The following is a 2,410-nucleotide window of genomic DNA, read 5'->3' on the forward strand; positions in this document are numbered from 1 at the left end:
GTGGCATCAAGATTATGGTCAGGTCAATAATGTCCCAGCTAGAATGCAGTATGAAAAAATCACGGCTCACAGCATGGAACAACTCAAGGTCAAGTTTGGTTCTGACTTTGAAAAGACAGGGAATTCTCTTGATATTGATTTTAATTCTGTCCATTCGGGCGAAAAGCAGATTCAGATTGTTAATTTTAAGCAGATTTATTATACAGTCAGCGTAGATGCTGTTAAAAATCCAGGAGATGTGTTTCAAGATACTGTAACGGTAGAGGATTTGAGGCAGAGAGGAATTTCTGCAGAGCGTCCTTTGGTCTATATTTCGAGTGTTGCTTACGGGCGTCAGGTTTATCTCAAGTTGGAAACTACGAGTAAGAGTGATGAAGTAGAGGCTGCTTTTGAAGCTTTGATAAAAGGAGTCAAGGTAGCTCCTCAGACAGAGTGGAAACAGATTTTAGACAATACAGAAGTGAAGGCAGTTATTTTAGGGGGCGACCCGAGTTCGGGTGCCCGAGTTGTAACAGGCAAGGTGGATATGGTAGAGGACTTGATTCAAGAAGGCAGTCGCTTTACAGCTGATCATCCAGGTTTGCCGATTTCTTATACAACTTCTTTTTTACGGGACAATGTAGTTGCGACCTTTCAAAACAGTACAGACTATGTTGAGACTAAGGTGACAGCCTACAGAAACGGTGATTTACTGCTGGATCATAGTGGTGCCTATGTTGCTCAATATTACATTACTTGGGATGAATTATCCTATGATTATCAAGGTAAAGAAGTTTTGACTCCTAAGGTTTGGGACAGAAATGGGCAGGATTTGACGGCTCATTTTACCACTAGTATTCCTTTAAAAGGGAATGTTCGCAATCTCTCTGTCAAAATTAGGGAGTGTACAGGACTTGCCTGGGAATGGTGGCGTACGGTTTATGAAAAAACCGATTTGCCACTAGTGCGTAAGCGGACGATTTCTATTTGGGGAACGACTCTTTATCCTCAGGTAGAAGATAAGGTAGAAAATGATTAGGAGAGAAGAATGTTTGCGACAAAAAGAGGCGATGATCTCTCTGTGAATATCTGAAAGTTTATCTCTTGCCTAGCGATTTCCATTGGAGTATGCTCGTGATGTTAAAATGAGTCTATCAAATAGTGGCTGTAAGAAAAAGTAAAAAGGGTAGTGAAACTCCTTGCTATACAGGGAATTAGCTACCTTTTACTTGTTTTAGAAGTGCCGTTGTACTAGTCTAACTTCAGTATCATTTGAAATCAAAAAGAGCATAAATTTCTGTTTCAAGAACACATAAATTATGGTTTTGTTTAGAAACTCTTCTATTGATTTCTTAGAATACAATAGCGCCTATAAGAACTGTTGAATTTCAAAGTATTTACTTGAACTATGATACGTCTGGAGTAGACTGTCAACAAAAGGTGCAGTATAATGGTTTTTATCGGTTATATCTACAACCTCAAAACAGTAGCTTGAGCGGACTTGGTCAAACTTGGCAGAAACTTTCTATTTGCAGATAATGGTCTAGTTTGTTTTTTGAATGTTGATAAGGATGGAAAGGTAAGGCCATCTTGACAACAAAAGTGTCATCATAGCTTGATTTGCTGAATAAAATCTATTTCCTCTAGTGAAAATCGAAAAAACTTGTGTTATAATAAGAAAGATTAAAATGTGAAAAAAGGAGATTCCTAATGGGACGTAAATGGGCCAATATCGTAGCCAAGAAAACGGCTAAAGATGGAGCTAACTCTAAAGTATATGCAAAATTTGGTGTAGAAATCTATGTAGCAGCTAAAAAAGGTGATCCAGATCCAGAATCAAACTCAGCCTTGAAATTCGTTATCGACCGTGCTAAACAAGCCCAAGTGCCAAAACACGTTATCGATAAAGCGATTGATAAAGCAAAAGGAAATACAGATGAAACCTTTACAGAAGGACGTTACGAAGGTTTTGGACCAAATGGTTCTATGTTGATCGTGGATACTTTGACTTCAAACGTTAACCGTACAGCGGCTAATGTCCGTGCAGCCTTTGGTAAAAACGGCGGAAACATGGGTGCTTCAGGTTCTGTTTCTTACCTCTTTGACAACAAGGGAGTTATCGTATTTGCAGGTGAAGATGCGGACGCAGTCTTTGAGCAGTTGCTCGAAGCGGATGTTGATGTGGACGACGTAGAAGCAGAAGAAGGTACAATCACAGTTTACACAGCTCCAACTGATCTTCATAAGGCTATCGTTGCCCTTCGTGAGTCAGGTATTGAAGAATTCCAAGTGACAGAATTGGAAATGATTCCTCAGTCAGAAGTGGAATTGTCAGGTGATGACCTTGAAACCTTTGAAAAACTTTACAGCGTTCTTGAAGACGACGAAGACGTACAAAAAATCTACACAAACGTAGACGGATTCTAGTGAC

General features: G+C 39.5%; 2 protein-coding genes. Both read left to right on the forward strand.

The window, feature by feature from the left end; all coding sequences use genetic code 11:
• The coding region (gene ply / locus HT711_RS10970; protein WP_173250152.1) for a cholesterol-dependent cytolysin pneumolysin at positions 1 to 1,018 on the forward strand (1,018 nt) is incomplete at its 5' end.
• A 671-nt stretch (positions 1,019 to 1,689) separates the two neighbouring features.
• On the forward strand, positions 1,690 to 2,406 hold the full coding sequence (locus tag HT711_RS10975) for a YebC/PmpR family DNA-binding transcriptional regulator (protein WP_000532877.1): 717 nt from the start codon (positions 1,690 to 1,692) through the stop codon (positions 2,404 to 2,406).
• Positions 2,407 to 2,410 lie beyond the last annotated feature (4 nt).

The organism is Streptococcus sp. 1032, assembly GCF_013277015.1.
Taxonomy (GTDB): domain Bacteria; phylum Bacillota; class Bacilli; order Lactobacillales; family Streptococcaceae; genus Streptococcus.

Coding starts and splice junctions, on each gene's coding strand:
- HT711_RS10975 (WP_000532877.1), top strand. CDS start 1,690: ATGGGACGTAAATGGGCCAATATCGTAGCCAAGAAAACGGCTAAAGAT.